General features: G+C 62.9%; 14 protein-coding genes and 2 pseudogenes. 7 read left to right on the top strand and 9 right to left on the bottom strand.

Annotated elements, in window-relative coordinates; all coding sequences use genetic code 11:
• The first annotated feature begins 42 nt into the window (after positions 1 to 42).
• From RZS28_RS08225 to RZS28_RS08210, 4 genes are all read left to right on the top strand, one after another.
• On the top strand, positions 43 to 1,113 hold the full coding sequence (locus RZS28_RS08225; RefSeq protein ID WP_407340829.1) for a hypothetical protein: 1,071 nt from the start codon (positions 43 to 45) through the stop codon (positions 1,111 to 1,113).
• Between the two features lie 456 nt (positions 1,114 to 1,569).
• Positions 1,570 to 2,691: a glycosyltransferase family 4 protein gene (locus RZS28_RS08220; RefSeq protein WP_407340828.1), complete on the top strand. Its 1,122-nt coding sequence runs from the start codon at positions 1,570 to 1,572 to the stop codon at positions 2,689 to 2,691.
• Positions 2,692 to 2,789: 98 nt separating this feature from the next.
• Positions 2,790 to 4,019 carry a glycosyltransferase family 9 protein gene (locus RZS28_RS08215; protein WP_407340827.1) on the top strand — a complete coding sequence of 410 codons (1,230 nt, stop codon included), beginning with the start codon at positions 2,790 to 2,792 and terminating at the stop codon, positions 4,017 to 4,019.
• 255 nt (positions 4,020 to 4,274) lie between these two features.
• On the top strand, positions 4,275 to 6,095 hold the full coding sequence (locus RZS28_RS08210) for a glycosyl hydrolase (protein ID WP_407340826.1): 1,821 nt from the start codon (positions 4,275 to 4,277) through the stop codon (positions 6,093 to 6,095).
• Between the two features lie 59 nt (positions 6,096 to 6,154).
• Here the strand turns inward: RZS28_RS08210 and mfd are convergent.
• Together mfd and RZS28_RS08200 are read right to left on the bottom strand one after the other, a co-directional pair.
• Positions 6,155 to 9,674: pseudogene (mfd, locus tag RZS28_RS08205) on the bottom strand (transcription-repair coupling factor).
• A gap of 361 nt (positions 9,675 to 10,035) precedes the next feature.
• Positions 10,036 to 10,332: a succinate dehydrogenase assembly factor 2 gene (locus RZS28_RS08200; protein ID WP_407340825.1), complete on the bottom strand. Its 297-nt coding sequence runs from the start codon at positions 10,330 to 10,332 to the stop codon at positions 10,036 to 10,038.
• Between the two features lie 129 nt (positions 10,333 to 10,461).
• On the opposite strand from RZS28_RS08200, the pseudogene recG reads away from it, so the two are divergent.
• The 3 genes and pseudogenes from recG (at position 10,462) to RZS28_RS08185 (ending at position 15,503) form a co-directional block, all read left to right on the top strand.
• Positions 10,462 to 12,562: pseudogene (gene recG, locus RZS28_RS08195) on the top strand (ATP-dependent DNA helicase RecG).
• A 120-nt stretch (positions 12,563 to 12,682) separates the two neighbouring features.
• A complete protein-coding gene (locus RZS28_RS08190) occupies positions 12,683 to 14,113 on the top strand; it encodes a hypothetical protein (RefSeq protein ID WP_407340824.1) in 1,431 nt (476 codons plus the stop codon).
• A 295-nt stretch (positions 14,114 to 14,408) separates the two neighbouring features.
• Positions 14,409 to 15,503 (top strand): acyltransferase family protein, encoded by a 1,095-nt coding sequence (locus tag RZS28_RS08185; RefSeq protein ID WP_407340823.1) that lies wholly within the window; start codon positions 14,409 to 14,411, stop codon positions 15,501 to 15,503.
• Positions 15,504 to 15,607: 104 nt separating this feature from the next.
• On the opposite strand, the gene RZS28_RS08180 is transcribed toward RZS28_RS08185, so the two are convergent.
• From RZS28_RS08180 to RZS28_RS08150, 7 genes are all read right to left on the bottom strand, one after another.
• A complete protein-coding gene (locus RZS28_RS08180) occupies positions 15,608 to 17,269 on the bottom strand; it encodes a response regulator (RefSeq protein ID WP_407340822.1) in 1,662 nt (553 codons plus the stop codon).
• Complete coding sequence (locus tag RZS28_RS08175; protein WP_407340821.1) at positions 17,266 to 18,096, bottom strand: CheR family methyltransferase; 831 nt, start codon at positions 18,094 to 18,096, stop codon at positions 17,266 to 17,268. Before RZS28_RS08175 ends, RZS28_RS08180 begins: the two co-directional genes overlap by 4 nt.
• Positions 18,093 to 21,527: a response regulator gene (locus RZS28_RS08170; RefSeq protein WP_407340820.1), complete on the bottom strand. Its 3,435-nt coding sequence runs from the start codon at positions 21,525 to 21,527 to the stop codon at positions 18,093 to 18,095. The genes RZS28_RS08175 and RZS28_RS08170 overlap by 4 nt, the downstream gene beginning before the upstream one ends.
• Positions 21,528 to 21,768: 241 nt before the next feature.
• Positions 21,769 to 22,206, bottom strand: coding sequence for a hypothetical protein (locus RZS28_RS08165; RefSeq protein WP_407340819.1), 438 nt, complete (start codon positions 22,204 to 22,206; stop codon positions 21,769 to 21,771).
• Positions 22,207 to 22,702: 496 nt separating this feature from the next.
• Positions 22,703 to 23,167 (bottom strand): hypothetical protein, encoded by a 465-nt coding sequence (locus tag RZS28_RS08160; RefSeq protein WP_407340818.1) that lies wholly within the window; start codon positions 23,165 to 23,167, stop codon positions 22,703 to 22,705.
• Between the two features lie 368 nt (positions 23,168 to 23,535).
• Positions 23,536 to 24,558, bottom strand: a complete 1,023-nt coding sequence (locus RZS28_RS08155; RefSeq protein ID WP_407340817.1) for a hypothetical protein — start codon at positions 24,556 to 24,558, stop codon at positions 23,536 to 23,538.
• A gap of 215 nt (positions 24,559 to 24,773) precedes the next feature.
• A complete protein-coding gene (locus RZS28_RS08150; protein WP_407340816.1) occupies positions 24,774 to 26,126 on the bottom strand; it encodes a DEAD/DEAH box helicase in 1,353 nt (450 codons plus the stop codon).
• Positions 26,127 to 26,190 lie beyond the last annotated feature (64 nt).

The raw sequence follows: 26,190 nt of genomic DNA, 5'->3' as shown, positions 1-26,190 counted from the left end.
TGGTTGGGGCTCTTGGCCGCTCCTTTTCATCTGGAAAGGGCCGTGCGCGACTGGCGCCCCGATTTGATTGTGTCTCTTGACGACGTCTCAGCATGGCTGCTGCGCGGACTCGTCGCCGATCCGTCGGTGAGCCCCGATTTACGCCGCCTGATCGAAGCCTCGATTGGCGCGCCGTCTGGCTATGACGCCGCCTGTAGCCGCATTCGCTTTCTGGAGCTCGCGACAAGCATTGGAGTTCGCGCGCCCATGAGCCGATCGGTTGACAAGACCACGGCTCTCGCGACGGCCGAAGCCATGGGCTATCCCGTCATGATCAAGGTCAATCAAACGGCTGGCGGCCATGGAATCCGGATCGCTTGCGAACCGGCTCAACTCGTGGAAGGCATGGAGGCTTGCGGCCTCGGCCAAGGCGGATTGCTGCAGCGAGGCAGACGCGAGATGCGCCGGCTGGTATGGCGGCTCGGCCGCCTTCCGGCCACGCGCAACAAAGTTTTCGAATTGCAGCAGTTCATTCCGGGCGTTCCGGCGATGCGCACTGTGGCCGCTTGGCGCGGCCATGTCCTCGCGGGAGCGAGCTTCGTCTCGGAATGCGTTGATCCGCAGCCCTTTGGAGCGAGCACCACGCTCCGCTTCATTAACCACCCAGAGATGGAGGCGACGACAAAGCAGCTTGTCGCGGCGCTCGGCATATCAGGGTTCGTCAGCTTCGATTTCGTGATCGCCGAGGACGGAGGCGAGGCCTTCGTTATCGAATGCAACCCCCGCGTCATTAGCTCCAGCCACCTCGGGCGGTTGTTCGGACAGGACTTGTGCGGCGCGCTCGCGCGACAATTGGGATGGACGACGGAGACGCAAAAGACGGCAGCCTTGCCAAGTGAAGCGCCGGTTGCGCTGTTTCCACATGAAATTGCGCGGGATCCAGATAGCGCCCGGCTTCGGTCCGGATCTGGAATTCTACACGACGTGCCCTGGGACGATCCGGGGGTCATAGAGCATTGCTACCGTCAGCTCTTGCGACTCCATCCGGACCATGCGGCTGCAATGGCCCGTTTGCTTGGATCTCAGGACGAGGCGGCCTCATTCAAATCGGAATCAACTGATTATATTGCCTGAATCAAGGGCGATAGACTACTATTCACCGGGTCATCTGGCGAACCGGATTCAAATCCTATTTCTAATCGCGTGATACTTCATTTATGCACCTTAAAGGGACCACGCAGCGTCCGCCAGTTTGAAACACCATGAAATGGTTCGCGCTGCGCCCTCGCAACGCGAGACGGTCGACGTCATCGAAGACCTGTCTGGTCTTTTTTGTTCTCGAGCGCGTTTCAAAACGATTGAAGAATCGTCTTGGCGCGCCTCCGGCTTAAGCGCTTCATGAAAGCCTCTCTTGGGGGGCTGACGCTGGGCGGTAAAGATATTCGAGTTGTGGGGAGCCCATTTGTTGATCGTGAATCAAATGACTAGGACTTATGGGACGTGTCCGATGTCGGTGGTCCAAAGGATTATCTAAAGAGGTCTACGCGCCAAAGCCTCGTTAGAGCTTGATCGAAATATGGATTGTGACCGATGCGACCGCGCCTAACCATCAACGGCGGATTTTTCAACCAGCGCGTCACCGGCGTGCAAAGATACGCCCGCGAGATCGTCACGGAGCTCGATCGCCTCCTCCAAGACGATCGATTGAAATCCTTCTTATCGGCCAAAATCGTTGCGCCAGCTGGGAGCGAATTTGGCCCTCCGTTGAGCGCGATCGCCTTGGAGCGAACCATCGGCGGCGGTCCGCTATGGCATCAATTCGTCCTCCCCTTCGCATCGCGAGGCGTTTTGTTGAGTCTTTGCAACATGGGGCCCCTGGTCGCCGCAAACCACATCATCTGCATCCATGACCTCAATATTTTCCTCGCCCCGGAAAGCTACAGCTGGTCGTACCGGGCCTATCATCGGGTCATGGATCCTCTGCTCGCCAGGCGCGCCGTCCGCGTCGCGACGGTCTCGAGCTTTTCGGCGCGTATGTTGAGCGAGTTCGGGCTCTGCCAGCCGGAAAAGGTCAGCGTCATCCCCAATGGCCACGAACATGTCCGGCGCTGGCGGCCGAGCCTTTCGCGCTACGCCGCGACCGAGGCGAAGCGGCGGCCATTCGTTTTCGTGCTCGGCAGCCGCGCGCGGCACAAGAATGTCGCGATCCTCTTGTCCATCGCCAAGGAAATCGACGAACTCGGACTGGATATCCTCATGGCAGGCGCGCCGTGCCACACTTTTTCGGCGATCGAGGCGCAGCCGGCTCCCGAGAATGTGCGCTTCCTCGGCTTCGTCTCCGACGACGATCTCGCGGCGCTCTATCAGACCGCGCTGTGTTTTGCTTTTCCGTCGCTCACCGAAGGTTTCGGGCTGCCCGCGCTCGAGGCCTTGGCGCTGGGCTGTCCGGTCATCGCCTCCAACGCCGCGAGCCTGCCGGAGGTCTGCGGCGACGCCGCGCTTTACGCCGATCCGACCTCGCCGCGCGACTGGCTCGATCAGATCAAAAGGCTCCAAAGCGAGCCTGATCTCGCCCAAAGCTTACGCGCCAAAGGACCCGGGCAAGCCAAGCGCTTTTCCTGGGCCAAAAGCGCCGAACTCTATCTCGACCTTGTCATCTCGGGCGGCCAGTCCATCAACGCCCGCCGTTCGACCGCACTGGAGAGGCTGTAGCAAAAAAAAACGATGACGAAGATTTCAGCACTTTTCACTCTCATGCTTTGGTAGCCCAACTCTTTATTTTGCGTCACAATTCTTCCGGGAGGTTGCCCGTGACCAATTTGTTTCAGCCGGGGAGCAGCAACGACGCGCTGTCCCAGCCCCCGCAACCCCGCGAAATGATGCGGGGCCGCTACATGTTCAAGAATCCCAAAGCAGCCGCGGCAATGTGGCTCTTCGACGCCATTTGCGGCTTGGTCTTTCGCCGGTCGCCGCCGAAGGCGCCGGATACGCCCAAACGGATCCTGGTCTGCAACTGGGCGCATCTTGGCGACGTGGTGCTGTCGCTGCCGTCGCTGAAAGCGCTAAGGGAAGCATTCCCGAATGCCGAGATCGGGCTGCTGATAGGCGGCTGGAGCGCGCCAGTGGTGCGCAATACAGGGCTCTACGATCATCTGCATATCCTGGACAATATCCTGCTCGACCGAAGCACAGTCAGCCGCGCGCGGCGCCTCAAGCCCTTTGCGCGACAGTGCATGGCTGTAATCAAGGACATCAGAGCCAAGCGTTACAATGTCGCCATCGACCTACATGCGTATTTTCCAACAGCGGCATTCTTGCTCTATTGCACAGGAACGCCCGTCCGTTGCGGATTTACCAGCGGCGGCTTCGGCCCGTTCCTCACCCATCCAGTTCGCTGGCGGTATGAAGGCAAATCCATGGGGCGCTATGGCCAGAATCTATTCGCCGCCCTTTGGCCCAACGCCGCCATCGCGCAAAACAAGCTGGGCGCTTGCTATCCCCGGCGCGCGAGCGCGCCGCTTCCCGCGACGCTCGATGGACGCGCTTATGTCGTCCTTCATCTTGGCGCAGGCGCTCCTCAGAGGGAATGGCCGGAGCCCCACTGGGAGCGCCTCATCGAGGCATTTGCCAAAGCACACATATATGTGGCGATTATCGGCGCCGGCCCGCGCGAGGCCGAACGCGCGCGTCGCGTGGCGCGTCCGCTCGGAGACCTCGGCCAGACGTCGACGCATGGCGGCCTTTTCCTCGACCTGCCCTGGGACAGCTTCGTCACGGTCATGGCGCGTGCCAGATGCGCCGTCTGCCTTGAATCTTCCGCCGCCCATGTCGCCGCAGCGTTTCAGGTTCCAACGGTCGCCATCTATCGCCGCGCATCGGGCGCTTTTAACGGCGTCATCGATCACCACAAGCTCTGGGGACCGGACAATCCTCACGCAACGATATTGTCCGGGCAGACAGATTCCCCGGGCGACGTCATACCAGAGACGGTGTTTGAAACCGTCCTGAAGCTCTTACGCTCAGCGCCGGTCGCCGCTTGATCTTTTGGGCCGGGACGTCGGGGCCTGATCCCGCGCGGCGCGGTAGAAATTTAATTCAAAAGCCGTTCAGGACGACGACATATGCGCGAGGCTTGGACATCAGATCAAAACGCCGGCATGGCTCCTCGGCCTCCCGCCTGCTGCCGTTGGATCGGCTGGGGCCGATGCGTTGGCTTGGCGCCGCAGCTTTGGCCGCCGGCCTCGCGCGCGCGAAATCGAAATGTTGCGCGCCCAGGCGGGGCGAGTGTTTCGCTATTGACCCACGGACGCGCGGCCGCTCTCGCGGTTCTCTCGCCGATCGTCATCTGCGCGCTTCTTAGCGGAATTCACCCTGCTTACGCCGCCGCTCCAGGCGACGTCACGGCGGACGGCGTCCGCGACCCACAGGACGACGCAAGCCCTTGGGGAATAGCCTCCGGCGCCGAATGGGCCGCCGACTATCCAAAGTTCAATCTTGCCCTGCAGACGGTCGGGGTCAGATGGCTGCGCAGCTCCTACCCGTGGCACGCGATACAGCCTACCGAGGGGACGTGGATCTGGCGGCCAATGGATGATCTCGTGGCGAACGCCAGAGCCAACCATATTCATCTGACCGCCGGCTTCGGCTATCTCGCCACATGGGCTTCGGCGGACGGAGGGACATACGCCTTTCCGATAAAGAACATCCAATATTGGCGCGATTACGTGAGCGCGATGGTCGCGCGCTATCACAATGACATCAAATATTGGGAGGTCTGGAACGAGTTCAACGGCGGCTTCGCCGTCAACGCGACTCCACAAACTTACGCCGAGCTGGTGCGGGAGACGTATGACGCGGCGAAGAAGATCGATCCGACCGCAAAAATCGGCGTGAGCGTGGCCAATTTCGACGTCGGCTATCTGGATGCGGCGATAAAGGCCGGAGGCGCCGATCACTTCGACTATATCTGCGTTCACCCTTATGAGAATCTGGCCGCGCTGGCGGAGGGTGGAGAGATCAGCTTTCTCTCCATGGCGGGCGCGCTTCGCCAAATGCTCGCGGCCAATAAGCAGCGGACGGATATTCCGCTTTGGATCACCGAAATCGGCGCGACGGCGCCGGTCCAGCCCGACGCCGCAGGGGATCGGCGGCAGGCCGAGGCCCTCGCCAAGGCTTACCTCCTCTCCATCGCCTCAGGTTTCCAACGCGTGTTCTGGTTCGAGGCTCGGGGTCCCTCCTATGGAAAGGAGACGGACTTTGGCGTCATTCGCGCAGATTGGACCCCGCGTCCGTCGTATGACGCCTTGAAGGCTATGATCGACGCGCTCGGGCAAAAGCCGCAATATCTGGGCTGGCTCGACATGGACAAGGGCGGGTATGGCTTCTTGTACCGGGGAAGAAATGAAGACGTCTTGGCCGTCTGGTCTCCACCGGGGACGGAACATAAAATCACTTTTCCCGCCGATGTGGGCGTCATCGACTTGGCGGGCGGGGACTCGACGCTTCGAGCCGGCCAAGGACTCACCTTGACCGGAACTCCGCTATTGCTCACCAAAGTTCCGGCCAGTCTCGCGCGACAGGCGCGGGACAAGGCCGGCAAGCCATTTCCCTGGGGTGGCGATTACGCGAAGGCCGAGGTCGTCCTTTCTCGCTTGGGAGCTGTGAATGTCGATAGCGGCGTCAAGCAAGTCGATTTGCAGACGACCCTTTCGGTCACGGCGGGCGCGGAGTCATGGCGCCGGACTGACTTTACGCGGCCCGAAGGCGACGGCCGTTATGTCCAATTCCGGGTTGATCCTCAATTCGTTCCTTATGGGACCACGAATTTAGAGATCACCGCCGTCGTGCGGCGGGCGGCGCCCGAAACGGTTGCGGGCATGAACATCGACTACGAGTCGCTCAAGGGCTATCGCGGGGGGCCAAATTATCAGGAAATTCCCGGGGATGAACAATGGCATGAGCTGACGTGGAAAGTCTCCGACGCCAATTTCGTCGGCGGCTGGGGCTGGAACTTTCGCCTTAGCGCGCTCGGCTCAGCCGGCGAGTTCGACGTCAAGGAAGTTCGGGTCAGAAAGTCGACTACGTCGCAGGAATCGAAGGGCGCGGCAGATCCTTAAGCGTCAGATTCGTGTAATTCATGTCCAACAGACATTGGCTGGCGCAGAAAAAACGAAGCTCACGCCGCCTTCTTCATCGCAATGGCCGCGAGCGAGCGGAGGATTCTCCGCGCGCCTTCCAATCTTTCGCCCGTATCCGCGAAATCGCGAATGAACACGATCTTCATGTCGGGACGCACCTTGGCCTCGGAGCCCTGCTCGGCGACATAGCGCACGAGCCCTTGCGGATTGGCGAAGGAATTGTCGCGGAAGGCAATAATAACCCCCTTCGGCCCGGCCTCGACCTTTTCGACATGGGCCTGGCGACACAAGACCTTGATTGCGACGAGCTTCATCAATTGCTCGACCTCGACCGGCAAAGGCCCAAAGCGGTCGATCAGCTCGGCCGCGAAACTCTCGATCTCGGCGTCGGATTCGAGCGAGGCGAGGCGGCGATAGAGACCAAGGCGCAGATGCAGGTCGGCGATATAATCCTCAGGAATGGTGACCGGGGTCCCGAGCGTGATCGAAGGCGACCATGTCTCCTCCGCGGGCTCCTCGATTCCCGCTTTCAAGGCTTCGACGGCCTCTTGCAGCATCTGCTGATAGAGCTCGTAGCCGACTTCCTTGATGTGCCCGGACTGTTCGTCGCCGAGAAGATTGCCGGCGCCGCGAATATCGAGATCATGGCTCGCGAGCTGGAACCCCGCGCCGAGTGAATCGAGCGACTGCAGCACTTTCAAGCGCCGCTCGGCTTGCGGAGTCATTGTGCGATTGGCCGGAACGGTGAAAAGCGCATAGGCGCGGATTTTCGAGCGCCCGACGCGGCCGCGCAATTGATAGAGCTGGGCGAGGCCGAACATATCGGCGCGATGCACGATGAGCGTGTTCGCGGTCGGGATGTCGAGCCCGGACTCGACGATCGCGGTCGAGAGCAGCACGTCATATTTGCCGTCGTAAAAGGCGGCCATCTTGTCCTCGAGCTCGGTCGCCGCCATCTGGCCATGCGCGACGACGAATTTCACCTCCGGAACGTTCTGGCGCAAAAAGGCGGCGGCCTCGTCGATATGCTCGATCCGCGGACAGACATAAAAGCTCTGGCCGCCTCGATATCTCTCCCGCAGCAAGGCCTCGCGCACGAGCAATTCGTCGAAGGGCGAAATGAAGGTTCGCACCGCGAGCCGATCGACCGGCGGCGTCGCGATAATCGAAAGCTCGCGCACGCCGGTCAAGGCGAGCTGCAAGGTCCGCGGGATCGGCGTCGCCGACAATGTCAGGACATGGACCTCCGCCCGCAATTCCTTGAGCCGCTCCTTGTGCTTGACGCCGAAATGCTGCTCCTCGTCGATGACCACAAGGCCGAGATCCTTGAAGGCCACGCCCTTGCCGAGCACGGCATGGGTGCCGACGACGATCTCGACATCCCCCGACGCCGCGCCGGCTTTCGCGGCCTTCAGATCGGCGGCGCTGGCCATCCGCGACATTTGCGCGACCGAAATCGGCAAATGGGCGAAACGGGTCGCAAAATTCTTGTAGTGCTGACGCGCAAGCAGCGTCGTCGGCACGATCACCGCGACCTGCTTACCGTTGATCGCGGCGGCGAAGGCGGCGCGCAAGGCGACCTCGGTCTTGCCGAAGCCGACATCGCCGCAGACGAGGCGATCCATCGGGCGGCCGGACCCCATATCGTCGAGCACCGCGTCGATCGTGGCCTGCTGGTCCTCGGTCTCGTCATAAGGAAAGCCGGCGCAGAACTCGGCGTAAAGGCCCTCGGGCGGGACGAGCTTCGGCGCGGCCTTCGTCTCCCGCGCGGCGGCGATCTTGATGAGGCCCGCCGCCATTTCAAGGATGCGCTTGCGCATGCGCGCTTTGCGCTTCTGCCAGCCGCCGCCGCCCAATTTGTCGAGCGCGACCTCCGTTTCCTCCGAGCCGTAGCGCGACAGAAGCTCGAGATTCTCCACCGGCAGGAAAAGCTTGTCGCCGTCGGCGTAATGGAGCTCCAAGCAGTCATGCGGGCAGCCCGCAGCCTCGATCGCCTGCAGTCCGACGAAGCGTCCGATGCCGTGATCGACATGGACGACGAGGTCTCCCGCCGTGAGCGCGCCGACTTCGGTCAGGAAATCCTGGGCGCGGCGCGCCTTCTTGCGGCCGCGCAACAGCCGGTCGCCGAGAATGTCCTGTTCGCTGATAAGGGCGAGGTCCCCCGCCTCGAAGCCCTGCTCGATGCCGATGACCGCCAGGGCGAGCACCGCGGGCGCGAGCGCCAGGGCTTGCGTCAGCGAGGCGACCGGCGCTGAGTCCGTGAGGCCATGGTCGGCAAGGACATGGGCGAGCCGCTCGCGCGAGCCGTCCGACCAGCCGGCGATGAGGACGCGCTTGCCGCGCGCCTGCAGCGCCCGCACATTGCTCGACCGCGGCGTTGAACACGTTGGCGTTTTCATCGGCGCGCTCGGGCGCGAAGCTGCGGCCGGGCTTCGACCCGCAATCGAGGACAAGACCCGCGGCGGCGTCTGGATGGTCGAACGGCGTCGCGCGGACGAGGCTCGCGCCGTCGATGCGCCGCCGCCATTCCGGCGGAGAAAGATAGAGCCGGTCGGGCGGCAGGGGCTTATAGGACGAGCCATTAGGGTCGGCGTCATGCGCGCTCTTGCGCGCGTCGTAATAATCCTTGATCAGCGCGAGACGCTCGCCGGCGGCGTCCTCCACGAGCGGATCGAGGATGAGCGGCGCCGGTCCGGCGTAGTCGAACAGCGTGTCGAGCTTCTCGTGGAAGAGCGGCAGCCAATGTTCGAGGCCCGGGTGGCGGCGGCCTTCGCTGATCGCCTCATAAAGCCCGTCGCCGCGCGTCTGCGCGCCGAAACAGGCGACATAGGCCTGGCGAAACCTGCGCATCGTCTCGGTGGTGAGCTGAACCTCGCTCATCGGCACGAGATCGAGGCCGCGCATCTGGCCGACCGTGCGCTGCGTCTCCGGATCGAAAGTGCGGATCGATTCGAGCGTGTCGCCAAAAAAATCGAGGCGGAGCGGCTGCGTCATGCCGGGCGGGAAAAGATCGAGAATGCCCCCGCGCACCGCATAATCGCCGGCGTCCCGCACCGTCGAGGCGCGGGCGAAGCCATTGGTCTCGAGCCATTGCGCGAGCGCGTTCATGTCGACAGCATTGCCCGGCGCCGCGGAAAATGTGTCTCCCGCGATCGTCTGCAAAGGCGCCACCCGCTGAATGAGGGCGTTGACCGTGGTCGAGAGGATGCGCGGGCGCTCCAGCGCCGAGCGCGTGCGGGCGAGGCGCGAAAGCACCGTCATCCGCCGCGCCGAGACGGCGGCGTTGGGCGACACCCGGTCATAGGGCTGGCAATCCCAGGACGGAAAATCGAGGATCTCGATGTCGGGCGCGGCGAAACCCAGCGCCTCGCCGAAGGCGCGCGCGCGCTGGCTGTCGCGGGCGACATGCACCAGAACCACGGCCCGCTTTTCCGCGTCGCGGGCGAGCGCGCGCGTCAGATCGGCGACGCAGAAGGCGTCAAAGCCGTCAGCGAGGTGAGAAAGCGTCAACGAGCCGCCTTTGGCGAGCTCAGCGATTGCGCGTTTGAAGTCAGTCACGGTTGCGAATTCGGTTCGAAGGTTTTTGCCTGAAGGACAGGGAGGGGCGCAATACCCGTTCGATAATTTGGGCGTTCCGGTCGAACGCGCACTAAGCCTATTCCGCGAGAATGTTCAAATCCTTCGCCAAGGGCGGCGTCTTACAAGCAAGGCCTTGTGCGTCGGCGCTGCAGGGAACGCCGAGGGCGCGCGCCGGCCATGCAGGCCCAAGTGATCGAAAAGGAAATCGCTCAAATTCAAAGAGCTGGCTACCTTCTCCACTATTCACTTATTCACTGGAATAGCGAAAATTCGAGCTTCGAGCCCTGAGGCCCTTCGTCACAAGAAACGCCGCCCGAACGGCTCCGCCGAGAAATCCGGATCAATTATGTATAGGGCCGACATGGGAATGGAAGGCGACGATCTTGCGGAAAACCGGCGTATCATAGCGGGCCGGCGGCTCGGCCTCGCCCGTCGCCCAGGCGAAAACGTCGGGGTCGGGCGCGTCCAGCAGGGCCTCGACATCGTCGAGTTCGCTATCGCTGAGATTGGCGATCTCCGCGTCGATGAAACGGCCCATGATAAGGTCCATTTCAAGCATTCCGCGATGCCTCGACCGAAATACGATCCGGCGGCGGCGGGCGTCGAGTTGCGCGGCGGGCGCCTGAGAGCCGGACATGAATTGAACTCCGACGCCGGGGAAAACCATTCATCCGGCGAAAGCCGGAACGCCCAACGCGACCTAATTGCCTATATAGCCTTGCCTTTACCGCCTGTCAGCTTTCAAAAAACCCGAAGACGTTTCGCGATGCGGCCCTCTCTTCTCAATCCTCTGTTCGCCTCGGCCGCGAGCCTTCCGGGCGTCGGACCGAAGACCGGAAAGCTTCTCGATAGGCTTCTTGGCGAAGGCGCGAGCGGGGCCCGCGTCGTCGATCTTCTCTTTCATCTGCCCACTGCGACGATCGATCGGCGCAACCGGCCAAAGATCGCCGACGCGCCGATCGGCGGGGTGGTGACGCTCGAGACCATTGTCGTCGATCACCGGCCGCCAGGGCCGCGCTCCAAGGCGCCCTATAAGGTCCTCGTCGAGGATGAGACCGGCGACGTTCTCCTGGTTTTCTTTCTCGCCAACCCACAATGGATCGAAAAAAGCCTGCCGCTCGGCGCAAGGCGCTGGATTTCCGGCAAGCTCGAGCTTTGGGAGGGCCATCGTCAGATGGTGCATCCCGACCGCGTGCTCGACGCGGAAGGATTCGCCAAAATGCCGCCGATCGAGCCGGTCTATGCGCTGACGGAAGGACTTTATCCCAAAGTCCTCGCCAAGGCCATTGACGCGGCCGTGGCGCGGGTCCCGGCTCTGCCGGAATGGCATGATAGGAGCGCGCCAATCTTTCGGACGCTGCCCTCTTTCGCGCAGGCCTTGCGCGACGCGCATCGGCCGGACGAACCCCAAGCCATCGCGCCAGACTCCCCGGCCAGGGTCAGGCTGGCGCTCGACGAATTGCTCGCGGGCCAGCTTTGCGCTCGGCCTGGTGCGGGCGCGGATGCGGCGGTCGCCGGGCCGCGCGAGCCGCGGCGACGGGCGCATCGCCGACAAGATTTTGGCCGCCCTGCCTTTTTCCTTGACCGGGTCGCAAGAGAAAGTCTTGGGCGAAATCCGCGCCGATCTCGGCGGCCCATATCGGATGCTGCGTCTTTTGCAGGGCGATGTCGGATCCGGCAAGACGCTTGTCGCCCTTCTCGCCATGGCCTCTTGCGTCGAAGCCGGGCGGCAGGCCGGCTTGATGGCGCCGACCGAGATTCTCGCCCGTCAGCATTACCAGTCTCTCGGCGAATTCGCTCACAGCGCCGGGCTGAAGCTCGCGCTCCTCACCGGCCGCGACAAGGGTTCGGAGCGCGGCAAGATTCTCGACGGGCTCGCCTCCGGCGCCGTCGACATCGTGGTCGGCACCCATGCGCTTTTCCAGGAAAGCGTCGCCTTTCGTGATCTTGGACTGGCCGTGGTCGACGAGCAGCATCGCTTCGGCGTGCATCAGCGTCTCGCCCTCGGCGAAAAAGGCCACGCCGCCGATATTCTCGTGATGACCGCGACGCCCATTCCGCGCACTTTGGCGCTGACCTATTTCGGCGACATGGACATCTCGACCTTGACCGAAAAGCCGGCCGGGCGGCAAAGCGTCGAGACCCGCGCGCTGCCGCTCGAGCGCACGGATGAGCTCGTCGCGAGACTGCGGCGGGCGATCGGAGCGGGCGCCCGCGCCTTCTGGGTCTGCCCGCTCGTGGAGGAAAGCGAAGCCCTCGACGTCGCCGCCGCGCAGGATCGCTTCGCCCATTTGCAGGACATCTTCGGCGAGAAAGTCGGGCTGGTTCATGGCAAGATGAAAAGCCGCGACAAGGACGCAGCCATGGCCAGTTTCGCGGAGGGCGCGACGCAAATTCTGGTGGCGACCACCGTCATCGAAGTCGGCGTCGACGTACCTGAGGCAACCATCATGGTCATCGAACATGCCGAGCGGTTCGGCCTCGCCCAATTGCATCAATTGCGCGGACGCGTCGGACGCGGCGCCGGCAAATCCTCTTGCCTCTTGCTCTACAAGGGACCGCTCGGCGAAACCGCCAAGGCGCGGATCGAGATCATGCGCGAGACGGAAGACGGGTTTCGCATCGCCGAAGAGGATCTGCGCCTGCGCGGCGAGGGCGACGTGCTGGGCGCGCGGCAATCCGGCCTGCCGGGCTTTCGCCTCGCCGATCTCGCCGCGCATGGGCCTCTGCTGGCGCTGGCGCGGGCGCAGGCGCAGCAGATCGTCGCCGAAAATCCGCGCCTCGAAGGCGCGCGGGGCGAAGCCTTGCGCCTGCTGCTCAACCTGTTCGAGCGCCGAGAAGCGGTAAGGCTTTTGGGCGCGGGGTAGCGAGGGCCGGGAGGAAGCGGGGCCAATGATGCGAAGGACGAAGCAGCGGTTGCCGCAGCCGCTTCGCGCTGCTATCAACGCGTGGCAATCTTACGTGGCCCGGCATGACTCGAGTTCGATGTGACTTGGCCCGCCGTTCTCTTTTGGCTCTTGATCATCGTTAGCGTCTTTAGGCGCGGGCCAATTCTTCTCTATGTCTTCTTGGCGGCAGGCAGTTTCGGGTCCTTGCAAATGGTGCCCGGCGAGGCTGTCGGCGGCGCTAACCTTTTGCCGCAATCAGTCGTCGCAGTGTTTTTCATCGGGAAGACCCTGCTTCAGGACGATCACCCGACCCGCGCCCTCAACGCCGCGCTCGATCCGGCGCAGCTCGGGCTTCTTTTCATGTTCCTGGCCTACGGCTTTCTTTCCGCCTATGCGATGCCGCGGCTCTTCATGCACTCGGTCCCGGTCATTCCGATCAACGTGCAGCTTCCGTGGCCCGTTCTCCTCGAACCGAGCGCGGCGAACATCACTCAGCCGGCCTATATGGCGCTTTCTGTCGGCATGGCGCTCGCGATCACGCTCATGGCCAGGCGACCCGATTTCCGCCAGCATTATCTTCTGGCGTCGCTTCTCGGCGGCGCCGTAGTGATCGCAACTGGCCTCGTCGACATGGCGCTGAGCTCCGTCGGACTCGCCGACCTTCTGGAGCCCTTCCGCAATGCGACCTACGGTTTGATGCTCGACGTCGAAGTCGTCGGCGGCAGGCGGCGGGTCGTGGGCCTGATGCCGGAAGCCTCGGCCTATGGCGCAATCTGCATTGGAGCCGCCGCGAACCTCGCCTTCTTGCGCCCATGTTATCAAGATGCGCTGCGCCGCCGCGTCGCGCCTGCGATTATCCTTGGCCTTATCGTGATGGGCGTGCTTTCAACCTCTTCGACGGCCTATGTCGGCATCGCCTTTTTCGCGATCGTTTTCGCGGCGAACTGGGTGCGCCGCAGTCTGGATCCCCGAGCTCCGGGCCGCGAGGAGCTGAAATGGGAGGCCTTCGCCGCCTTCTCCGCCGCCTTCGCAATCCTCATCGTGGTCACTCTATCGCCGGCGCTGCTGGATCCCGTCTATGAGATGCTGGATTCGATCATCTTCAAGAAGACCGAGTCGGAGTCCTATGTCGAGCGGAGCATGTGGACCAGAGTCGGGATGGAGGCCTTTTTCGCGACGAAGGGACTAGGCGTAGGCCTCGGTTCGGACCGAACGTCGAATTGGTTCGTCGCCATCTTGAGCAATACCGGAGCCATCGGGGCGGGGTTGCTCGGCTTGTTCATAGTGCGCCTGTTCCTCCTGCGCCGCCCCGCCGATCCCTATGCGGCCGAATATTTGACGGCGCTAAAGTTCAGCTTGCTGCCAGGATTTATCATGGCGTCTCTGGCGGGCACGACCCCCGATATTGGCGTTGGCGTCGGGGCGACGTTCGGGATGATGCTCGGCCTAGCCGCGCGAAAGCCTGCGCTTCCGCTCCCGACCGGCTCTCCGCCTTACAGCCATCGCGCGCGCGCGGGCCCGCGGTCATAAGGCTGCGTTTCCCGAATAGCCCGCGAGATCCCTCCGGATCGCCGATCGCTCAACCCAACCCCGAAGCAGCGGAAGCGATCGACCTGCGACGATAACCGTTTCATTCGCTTGGACCCCCGCCGAAAGGATGAGGGCGCGACGACGATCTGCTTCAACACCTTGAAAACGCTTGGAAAATGTTCACGCTTCTCCCGGTGAGGATGGCTGGAGCTGACGAACTGGCCTGCCCATTTGGCTCAACTTCCAACATGGTCTAAGGTTACAACCATGACGAGTTCGATCAGGAGTTGCGGTTGTGGACTTGCCTTTATTGAGTTACGCCCCTCCAAAAAAGAATGGTATTTCATCTTCTAAGCCGTTGCATCGCATAGTTTTCCTTGATGCGTTGCGGTTCATCGCCGCCGTTGCAGTTTTGTTGCAACATTCACTCGAACAAAATGGCGAACTAGGCCGACAATTCTGTGAAATATTCTCCCCAGGCGTCTTTGGCGTGGTCCTGTTTTTTATCATCAGCGGTTTTGTCATTCCAATGACGGCGGGCAAGACCTTCGAACTCCGAAGATTCGCCATACGGCGGATTTTTCGGATTTATCCTTTGGTGTTATTCGCTTTTGCCGCCGTGGCGATTGCCGGATGGTTTGGCAATCTACCCGAGTTCGCCATGGCGAGATCCGCAAGTCTGGGCGATTGGGCGGCGAATTTATTATTGATACAGGACTATGTTCACGTAGAACCCTTGCTTGGCGTGACTTGGACGCTCAGCCTGGAATTTGCGTGGTATGCGCTTTTCGCGCTGTCGCTCCTATTTTTTGGCCGCCGTTTTGATAATTGGCTGGCGATTGGCGCGCCATTGGGCATGATCGCGCTTGTCGCGGCCTCGCTTTGGTTTGACCATCGCCTGCCGCTTGGCCGTATTGGAATGATCTATATCGCAATACTTGGCTGCCGGATTTATCGCTACTTGATAGGAGAGGTCAGCGCTCGCCGTTTGGCGATCGACGCGAGCGCCTTCGTCATAGTAACAACAATCGGCAACGTCGTCGCGTTCGGATATTTTAGGCATCCTAATATTACGATGATGCAAGCCGTGGTTCCTTGGATCGTGGCGCCTGCTCTGTTCCTGTTGGTTAGCGTCGTCCCAAGACTCCATCATTCTGGATTTTTCAACAATCCGATATTGGGGTCGCTAGGAGCCATAAGTTTCTCGACCTATATGCTTCATCCGCTCGCGCTCGCCATCGCCAAGACTTATAGCCCTTCGGATATTTGGTTGATTGTAGGATTTTCTCTCACTTTATTGCTGTCGATTGTCGGATATCGATTGGTGGAAATGCCCGGGCAGGCGCTCGGCAGGCGGCTTACGCTCGGCTCATCGGCTTCGCCTCGTTGAAACAATGACCCCGTCTCAGGTCGCCCTCAAATTTGATAATGTCTTTTGCCATATATTTACGGCGTCGGCGGAAGTTGGACTGAGTCCATCGGACGCTGGATGACCTATTCGAGCAGCCGCTGGATGGCTTGCGTCAGCTCTTCCAATTTCGCTGGCTTGCTGAGCTGCGTGCAATTGTGGAGCGCGATGTTGCGCAAGGATCCGGTCGATCTATCGCCAGTCAGGATGAGCGCCGGCAAATCATGACCGAGCCTCTCGCGCAGCCGCGTCACGACTTGAAGGCCAATTACGCCTTCGGCCAAATTATAGTCGACGATGACCATGTCCGGCCGAACGCCGTTGCGGGCGACAATCTCCGCCGCCTCATCGCCGTCAGCGGCCGCCATCACCTGATGACCGTCCATATTCAGGAGAAATTCAAGCGAATCGCGCACGCTAGGATCGTCGTCGACGACCAGGATCGCGCCGGCGCGGCAAGCTCCGTCAGCGATCCTGTCATCCGTTCCACGCCGATGACGCTCCCGCCGCAGTCCCGCCTCGCTCCGCGGGAGCATGGCCTCGGCGGCGAAGACTGAGCCCTCGCCGAAATCATCCGCGCCCCCAAAAGCCGTGTGGCGGGGAAGCGAGATCTGGAAGCGCGTCCCGGACTCATCGCTCGACTCGAACTCGATCGTCCCCCCATGCGCCACGACGATCTGCTTGCAGATGAAGAGTCCGAGACCTAATCCACGCGTGCGGTCGCGACCGCGAAATGGTTCGAAGAGAGCGTCGCGGAGTCCGCTCGGCACGCCCGGCCCGCCATTGCGCACTTCGCATTCGAGCGCGTCGTCGAGCCTCCCATCCACCCGAATGAGCACCGGCGCGCCCGGCGGACTATGCTCCACGGCGTTTCCGGCAAGGTTTGAGAGGACCTGCAGAATGCGATCGATGTCCCACGACCCATGGGTGTCGCCAACGACTTCAACGCTAAAGCGACTCTCGTGCTCCGCGAATTCCTCGATAACCTGCTCGACGATGCTGTGGAAATCCACAGGCGTCGACGACAATAACAGACCGCCGCCGAGTCGGATCCGCGTCAGATCCAGAATCTGCTCGATCATCCGCGCCATGCGGTCGCCGCATTGACGGATCCCCTCAAGCGGTTTGCGCATAGTCTCGTCTTTCGAGCGGCTCAGGACGAGCTCGGCCGTCATCAAGATTCCTTGGAGCGGATTCCGCAGGTCATGACCAAGAATGCCGACGAACATCTCGCGCATCCGATCGGCCTGCAGAAGCTGCTGCCTTTGCTTCTCGAGCGTGACGAAGACGTCGACCTTGCCTCGAAGAACCCGCTCGTCGACAGGCTTGAACAGATAGTCGACGGCGCCGACCTCATATCCTTTGAACACGCGCGACGGCTCTCTCGAACCCGCCGTGACGAAGACGATCGGCACGTAGCGTGTCTTTTCTACGCCACGCATGAGCGCCGCAAGCTCGAACCCATCCATCTCAGGCATCTGGACGTCGATGATGGCCAGCGCGACATTCCGGTCGAGAAGAATATCGAGCGCGGCGCGTCCAGAGAGGGCGGTCACGATCTCCACATCGTCGCGTCGGAGCATCCCCTCGAATGCGAGGAGATTATCGGCGACGTCGTCGACGATGAGCACAACCGGGAGATCCGTCGCCGAGCTCCGGTCGTCATGCGCCTTCCGTCGCGAGGAGGAGTCCGCGGGACCATGCCAATGGGCCGGTTCAGATGATCCGTTCTCGATGCTATCCATCATTTCATCCGATAGATTCGCTCATCGTTTGCGAGCGCTTCGAAGGAATTCGCATGATCCGAAAACGTCAGCGTCTCCTTGGGACCGAGTCCCAAGAAGCCGCGCGGACACAGAGACTCACGAAACAGGCCGATGGTCCGGTCCTGCAGCTCCCGATCGAAGTAGATAAGGACATTGCGGCACGACACGAGTTGCATTTCGGCGAAGGCGGCGTCCGTCGCAAGGCTGTGATCGGAAAACAAGATATGCTTGCGCAGCATCGGCGTAAAAGCGGCGCGCGACGGCGCAATGGCGTAATAGTCCGACAGCGATGCTCGGCCGCCCGATCGAAAGTAGTTCTCGCTGAATCCGCGCAAGCGCCCAAGTTCATAGACGCCGGCTTCGGCGATCTTAAGGCTCTCCATATCGATGTCCGTAGCGTAGATGAGCGACCGCTCAAGCAACCCTTCTTCGTGGAGAATTATGGCGATTGAATAGGCCTCCTCCCCGGTTCCGCATCCCGCGACCCAGATCCTCAGGGATGGGTAGGTGGCCAGATGCGGCATGACCTTCTCCCGCAGCAGGCGGAAGTACCCAGGGTCTCTGAAAAACTCGCTCACCTGAATCGTCAAATATCGAAGCAGCTCGGCGAACGCCTCCGATTCGTGAAGGATGCGATCGAGGAGATGGGTGATCGTGGGACTCCCGAGCGCGGATTGCCCCCGGGCCACGCTTCGACGCAATGACGAGCGAGCATAGCCTCGAAAATCATAGTGATATGTCCGATATATGGCTTCAAGAAGCAGATCCAGCTCTAGGTCGTTCTCTTCTTGCGCGTCGGAGGCCGTCATTTCGGCATCCACACGCGGATCAGCGACAGAAGCTTCTCGACGTCGATCGGCTTGGCGATGTAGTCGTTTGCGCCGGCGGCGAGGCATTGCTGCCTGTCGTCGGCCATCGCCTTCGCGGTCAGAGCAATGACTGGAAGCGACGCCAATCCATTCCTCTTGCGGATTTCTCGCGTCGCCTCGAACCCATCCATCTCGGGCATCATAATGTCCATCAGGACGACGTCGACGGACGGCGCTCGATCCAGCCGCACGAGAGCCTCCTTGCCGTTTCTTGCGATGTCCACGACAACGCCCTCGCGCTCAAGCACGGCGGTCAGGGAGAAGATGTTGCGCACATCATCCTCGACCAGCAAGACGCGACGGCCGTCAAGAATGGCCTCTCGATCGCGCACAACCCTGAGCATCCATTGCTTTTCGGGCGGCAGCTTGGATTCGACCTGGTGCAGGAACAGCGTCACTTCCTCCAGGAGCCGTTCCGGCGAGCGCGCGCCTTTGACGATGATGGATTTCGACAGGCGCCGGAGCTTTTGCTCTTCATCGACAGTCAGCGAACGCGCCGTGTAGACGATCACGGGCGGGAGCGCGCAGCTTTCGTCCCTGCTCATCCGGTCCAACAGCTCGAAGCCGCTCACGTCCGGCAGCATGAGGTCCAGAACAACGCAGTCGAATGTAGCGCCACGAATTTGCCGGAGCGCCTCCTCGGCCGTCGCCACAGCGACGATGTCGACGTCGTCGGAAGCGAGGAGCTTGGTCAATGCGCTGCGCTGAACGCCTTCGTCCTCCACGATGAGGATGGCCTTCGCCTTGCGCGAGAACCGCTCCTCCAGAAGACGGAAGGCGGACACGAGTTGCTCGCGCTTGACCGGCTTCAGCATGTAGCCGACGGCTCCCATCTCCCGAGCGACCTGCTGATAGTCGTGGACCGAGACCACATGGATCGGCGCGTGCCGGGTCGAAGGGTCGCGCTTGAGAAGCTCGAGGACGGTCAGGCCCGATTGGTCGGGCAGCCCGATGTCGAGCAAAACCGCCTCCGGCCGATATTCGCGAGCAAGACGCAAGCCCGTCTCGGCCGTCCCGGCGGTGATGCATTGGAACCCGAGCTCGCGGGCGAGGTCGCGAAGGATCTCGGCGAAAACTGGATCGTCCTCGATGACGAGCACTGCTCGGGCCGGGTCCGTGATCAAGTCGCGATCGTCTTCGACAAAGGGTCGCGCCGCCTCCGCTGGCTGATGGCGTCCAGCCTCGGTCCTGGGAGCCGAGGACGGAAGCGCCGCGACCATGGCTTCCGCTTGTGCTTGATGCGGAATGAGCAGGGTAAAGGCGCTTCCTTCTCCCGCCGCGCTGCGGACGCGGATCTGGCCGCCCAAAAGCCCTGCTAGCTCGCGGGAGATGGACAAGCCGAGGCCGGTGCCGCCAAACTTCCGATTCGTCGTGCCGTCCGCCTGTCGGAACGCCTCGAAGATGATGTCCTGTTGCTCAACAGGAATCCCGATGCCCGTGTCCTCCACCGTGAAGGCGATGCGCCGCGAATCTTTCGGCGCCGCAAGCAGCCGGACCGTCCCCTTCTCCGTGAACTTCACGGCGTTGGAGAGAAGGTTCGACAAGATCTGTTGAAGGCGTTGCGGATCGGTGTCGATCGTCTGCGGACAGCTCGGATCAACGGCCACGCAGAACTCGAGCTTCCTCTCGGAGGCGAGCAGCTCGAAGCGATGCTTGAGATTGCTTACGAGGCGAGAGACGGCGACCGGCTCGATGTTCAGATCGATCTTCCCCGCCTCGATCTTCGACAGGTCAAGGATGTCGTTGATGAGCGTAAGCAGGTCATTCCCAGCAGCCGAGATGCTCTGCGCATATTTGACCTGCTCTGGCGAAAGATTGCCTTCCTTGTTGTCGCTGAGGAGCTTGGCGAGGATCAGCGAGCTGTTCAGCGGCGTTCGCAGCTCGTGGGACATGTTGGCGAGGAATTCGGACTTGTAGCGGCTGGTCCGTTCGAGCTCCGCCGCCTTCTGCCGGAGGACCGTCTCCGTCGCAAGGAGGCTCTCCTTCTGCGACTCGAGCGCGCGCATATGTTCTTCGAGCGTATCATTGACCTGACGAAGCTCCTCCTGCTGCGTCGTAAGCTCCTCGCCCTGCGCCTGAGACTCTTCCAAAAGCTGCTGGACCCGCGCCCGAGTCTCGGCGGCGCTGATCGCCAGGCCGACGCTCGACGACGCATAATCGAGAAGGTCCAGCTGCGCCCTTGAGAACCGCCCAAGCGAGCCGAGCTCGATGACGCCCCGCGCTTCGCCTTCATGGACTAGAGGCAAGACAACAAGACTTTTGGGTAGGGCCTCCCCAAGTCCCCAATGGATTCGGATGCTGTCCTCGGGAACATCGTTCACGAGAATGCGCCGCTTCTCCTGCGCGGCCTGACCGACGAGTCCTTCGCCGAGCTTCCAGCGCTCCCGCGCGCCTTTGCCTTCGGCGATGGCGTAGGCTCCCGCCAAGCGCAGCGTTCCACTTCCGTCATCGAGGATATATTGCGCGCCCACCTGCACGTCGAGCGCGCGGCAGAGATGCGAGAGCACCCGCTGCGACAGTTCCCTCACGCTCGGGTTGCCGCTCATGGCTTGGCCAAGCTCCGTCTGGGTCTTGGACAGCCAAATGTGCTGCTCGTTTTTTTCCGCCGCCTCCCTCAGCGCGAGGGTCATCGCCTGCAGCGAGATCCCAAGCTCGTCCTTCTCGCTTCTTGGGGGAACATGCGCCGAGTAGTTCCCCCGGGCGATGAGCCCCATCTCGCGGGCGATGTTCCGAAGGCTTTGGACCATCTCGTTGAGGGACGTCCCAAGGACGTCCTCGGGCCCTGTCACATCGATCCGAGGACTGAGGTCGCCCTCCGTCACTGCGCGCATGACGCCTGCGACATGCTCCAGCCGCCGCCGTTGCTCCTCAAGGCTGCGCGCGGTTCGCGCGCCATATGTGTCCACCACAATGGCTGAATCAAACTCGATCAGCTTGCGGATGGATAGCGTAGCCATAGGCCTGTCGCGAAGGCTTTGGTCAGCTTCGATTTCGCGCCTGAGCCAGGCCGAGACGAACTCCATAGCCTGCAGATAGATAAGGAGCCCAAGTTCGATCCGGGCATGCGCCTGGCCGACCACGCGCCGGCGCTCCACGTAAGCCTCGTCGACCTCGGCGCGGAGAAAATCTTTCCAATATTCGGCCTGTTGGCCTTTCACGCGCGCAAGCAGCTGTTCGTTGGACAAGAATCGCCCGAACTCTGGGAGCCCCGAGAGCCATCCGTAAAAATCTTTGATCAACTCCGGGACCCGGGCGGTCAGGCGGCCGCCGACGGCGCGGACGTCATCGAATACGGAATCATCCAGGCCATGCGACGCGCGAAGCGAGCTGTGGTCCACAAGATAATTCGAGCTTGTCCCGGCGGTCGGCACGCCATTGCCCTCCCGAACCAATCGGCGTCCGAATCGCCGCGTCGTTAGCGAGCTCGTGCGGTTTGCAAAGCTCGGAGCCCTCCTGTCGGAAGCGTCGGCCGCGCCATTTTCGCTACGCTGAGACCGGCGACGGTAAGGATCAGCCGACGCTTTGTCGAGAGCATCTGTGGCCGAGCTTCGTCACGGTAACTTGACGCAAGCGCCCCAGTGCGCGGAATCAATGACTTACGCGCGCATCCGGTCAAGAGGCGGAGAGATCGGCCATCGCAGGCGGCGCCGCGGCGCGGAGCAAGGCCTTCCGGGCCTGCCATTCGGCGGCTGCATCCAGCGTCTCGTGGAAACGCGTCTCTCCCCCGGAGAGCGAAGCGATCGGCAGGCCATCGAGATAGAGCAAACGATTGCCGGTCAGCGCCGCGAGCTTCGGCCCTGGGGTCAATACGCCCATGAGATTCAGCGGGTCGGCGCCGGAGAGCGACACAAGCTCGCCGGACCTGTCCTTGCGCCTCGTCTCACGCAAAAGGCCAATGGCGTCTGGAAGCGCGAACTGCTCGCCGGAGAAACCGGCGACGAACCGCCCGCCTCTGATCTCGCCACGCGCCTCCAGCCGCCGATAGACGCGCAGCAAATCGCGCCATGGCGGCAGCCAGCCTGCCTCGCGCTCCAGCAAACGCCAGAACACGACGCCGTAGCGAAGCAGCAGCGCGTGGGCCGCGTGTTCGACGGCCTCGGCGCCAGCCCTCCGCCGCTCGGCGCGGCCTTGCCGCCTCGCGCGAGGGCCCAGCGGCCCGCGTCCTCCATGCCATAGTCGACAGTGCGACGCCTGCGGCGTCCTCCCGCGCTGAGCTTGCGTCTATCGGATGGGACAAGGAGCGCGCGCAATCCAGCGAAACTGTCCGACGCCACAAGGCCAAGCGCCACCAATTCGGCCAGGGCTTCCTCGGCCTCGGTGCGCAAAAGCCCGGCGCCTGCGGCCAGTTCGTCAAAAAAGGACGCGCCATGCTCCCGAATAAAATCGGCGACCGCTTGAGCCCGGCCGCTCGGCTGTACAGTTTCCCCGTTCGCCGACAGGGCTCGCCAGAGCGGCGCATGGCGGCGCGCCAGAAGCGCGATCGGCGTCGTTCGCACCGGGGCCGCGCTGCTGCGCTCGGCGCCGTTCGACCGCCCGTTGCCAGGCTTCAGCCGCGCCCAGGCGACGCGGCCCGCGAGGCATTCGTCATCGAGCCAGGCCGGCTCGTAATCGGCGATGCGCGCGGGAAGAATCTCGGTCTCCCACGCCCCCGCCGGCGCCTCGAACCCTTCGAGCCGCGCGACGGTCGCGCCGACCGCATCCGGCCTTCCATCCGCGCATCCGCCGTCACATGCTGCCAGGCGAACAGGAAGCGCAGGAAGTCGCGCGCGGCGACGGGCTCGATCTCGGCGCGCAGGCGCTTGATTGTGTAGCGATGGATGCGGGCGAGCAGCCGCCGAGAGCACCATTCGTCGGCCTTGGCGCCGGGCGTGAACCGCCCGCGCATGGCGAAGCCCTCGACCTCGAGCGCCGCAAGCGCCGATGCGATCTCCGTTAGCGCGAGCCCAAGCAGCGCAGCCAGCGCGCCCGGCGCAGCCGGAACCTCGCCTTCGAGCCGTCCGCAGAATCTCAACCAAGGCCGCCTCGGGGGACCAGTCCCGGTCGGCATAGGCGGCGGGAACGGCGATCGCCGGCTCTAGTCTCGCTTGCGGCCACAAAGCCCGGAACTGAGCCAGCCGCTCGGCGGCGATCCAGATGCCCGTCCCCGTTCCGTTCAGTCGGGTCACGCGGTTCTGCCGCGCGAGCGCCGCGAGCCAATCGCTCCAGCTCGGCTGCGCCACGACTTCACCCGCGCCGAGGAAGCCGAGCCAGGCGAGCGCGTCATGCAATTCATCCGCATTCGCCGGATCGGGCCAGGTTTCCGCGCGGACGCGCTCAATCGCCTCGGGATCGAGCCGGCCGATGTCGGACGCGGCTTCGGGGCGAGCCAGCGCCGGCCCATCACGGCCTGCGTGCGGCGCTCTTCGAGGGCGCATCGTCCAGATAGGCGTAGGGCTTCGCCGCCAGCACCTCGAGGGCGAGCGGCGAGGGCTCCGTCAGGTCGCGCGCAACGACGCGGATTTCTCCCGCCTCCAGGCGAGCCAGCAAATGCTCCAGGCCCGCGATGTCCATCGCATCATTCAAGCAATCCGCTATGGTCTGCCTCACCAGCGGGTGGTCCGGGATCTCGCGCTCTCCGACAAGGTTCTCGGCGCAGGCGAGCTGATCCGGAAATATGGCCCCGATCAGGTCTTCCGCCTCCATGCGCGACAGCTGCGGCGGAACTTTCTTGCCGCCGCGCCGCCGCGGCAGGGCCAGCGCGACGCCAGCCGCCCAGCGCCAGCGCACCGCGAACATAGGCGCGTCGAGCAGCGCCTGGATAAGAAGGGATCGCACGCTGGCCGAATGCAGGTAGCGCGCCGCCTCGCCCAGCTCGAAACTATGCGCGGTCGTGAGCGACAGGACAATATTGTCCTCGGTCGCCGCCGCCTGAAGCTCGAAATTGAACTTGCGGCAGAAGCGCTTGCGCAGCGCGAGGCCCCAGGCCCGGTTGAGGCGGCTGCCATAAGGCGAGTGAATGACGAGCTGCATGCCCCCGGCTTCGTCGAAGAAGCGCTCCAGCACGATCGTCTCCTGCGTCGGCAGGCAGCCGAGCGCCGCATGAGACGCAGTCAGATATTCGGCGAGCTGCCGCGCGGCCGGCTCGACGACGCCGGCCTCCTTCGCGAGCCAGGCGCCGATGCGCTCGTCATTCGCTCCGTCCTCAAGGCGCGCTTCGATCGCTCCCCGCAGCCGCGACACTGATTGCGACAGCTCGTCGCTGCGCCCAGGCGCCTCGCCAAGCCAGAAAGGAATCGTCGGAGACATGCCATGCGCATCCTCCACACGCACCACGCCCCGCTCGATCCGCCTGATTCGATAGGAATTATTGCCGAGCTGGAATACGTCGCCGGCCAAGCTCTCGACGGCGAAATCCTCGTTCACCGATCCAATCGATTGGTTCTCCGGCTCCAGAACGACCTGATAATCGGCCGTGTCTGGAATGGCGCCGCCCGACGTCAGCGCGGTCAGGCGCGCGCCGCGCCGGCCCGCAGCATGTGATTGACCGCATCGTGATGCACCAAAAGCCCGCGGCGCCGCGGCGCGTGCTGAAGCCCTCGGCCAGCATGCGCGGGACCACGTCGAAAAATTTTCCCGCGCTAGACAGCGGTAAGGCCAAGCGCGGCGAAACAGCGCGAGCAGAGCTCATCCTCGCTCCATTCCTGCGCGGCGACTTCGGCCGCGACCTGCTGCGCGAGCACATCCAGCGGCTGGTCCGGGATCGCGAGCTGGTCGAGCTCGCCGCGGCGGACGCTGTCGAGCAGCGCCGCGCATTCCACCAGCTCGTCGCGAGACAATGGGAACAGCCGCCCCTTCGGCGTGCCGCCGACCGCATGTCCTGAGCGTCCGACACGTTGCAGGAAGCTCGCGATGGAGCGGGGAGAGCCGATTTGGCAGACGAGATCGACATCGCCAATATCGATGCCGAGCTCGAGCGAGGCGGTTGCGACCAGCATCTTCAGCGCGCCGCGCTTGAGCCGCTGCTCGGCATCCAGCCGCAGCTCCTTCGCCATGCTGCCATGGTGCGCCGTCACCTGATCCTTGCCGAGCCGCTCGGATAGCTGACGGGCGACGCGCTCGGCCATCCGGCGGGTATTGACGAAGACCAGCGTCGTGCTGTGCGCCTCGGCGAGCGAGGCCAGCCGGTCATAGACCTGCTCCCAGACCTCCCCGGACATGACCGCTTCGAGCGGCGAAGACGGGACTTCCAGCTTAATGTCGCGGGCGCGGATATGGCCCGTGTCGACAATCTTGCATTCCGAAGATCCGGCGGGGTCAGCCCCAACCAGGAAGCGCGCAACCGTCTCGATCGGCTTCTGGGTGGCCGAGAGGCCGATCCGGAGCAGCCGGCACCCACAAAGCGCGTCGAGGCGCTCCAGCGACAGCGCCAAATGCGCGCCGCGCTTGTTCGGCGCCAAGGCGTGGATCTCGTCCACGATCACGGTCCGCGTCGTCGCCAACATCTTGCGGCCGGATTCGGAGCCGAGCAGAATGTAGAGCGATTCCGGCGTGGTCACGACAATATGCGGCGGGCGGCGGCGCATCCGGTCGCGCTCGGCGGTGGGAGTGTCGCCGGTGCGGACCCAGGCGCGTATATCGACGTCCGGCAGACCTTGAGCCTGCAGCGCCTCCCGGATTCCGGCCAGCGGCGCCTCCAGATTGCGCTGGATATCGTTCGACAAAGCCTTCAAGGGCGAGACATAGACCACTTGTGTCTCGTCCGCGAGGCGGCCCTCAGCGCCTTGCCGCACCAGCTGGTCGATCGCCGCGAGGAACGCCGCCAGCGTCTTGCCTGACCCGGTCGGCGCGGCGATCAGCGTATGGCGGCCCGCCTGGATGGCGGGCCAGGCCTGCGCTTGAGCGGATGTGGGCGCGCTGAAGCAGCGATCAAACCAGGCGGCGACCGCCGGATGAAATAGATCGGATAGGTTCAGGCGGGAAGCGATGGACAAAAAGCGGCGGCTCCTGGAACAGGCTGGGCCACAGCTCACAGAGCCGGGCTAAAGGCTCCGAACA

Source organism: Methylocapsa polymorpha (assembly GCF_045689225.1).
In the GTDB taxonomy this organism is placed as follows: Bacteria; Pseudomonadota; Alphaproteobacteria; order Rhizobiales; family Beijerinckiaceae; genus Methylocapsa; species Methylocapsa polymorpha.
Note: the sequence above shows the minus strand (reverse complement) of the source record. Positions and strands in the feature narration are given on the sequence as shown.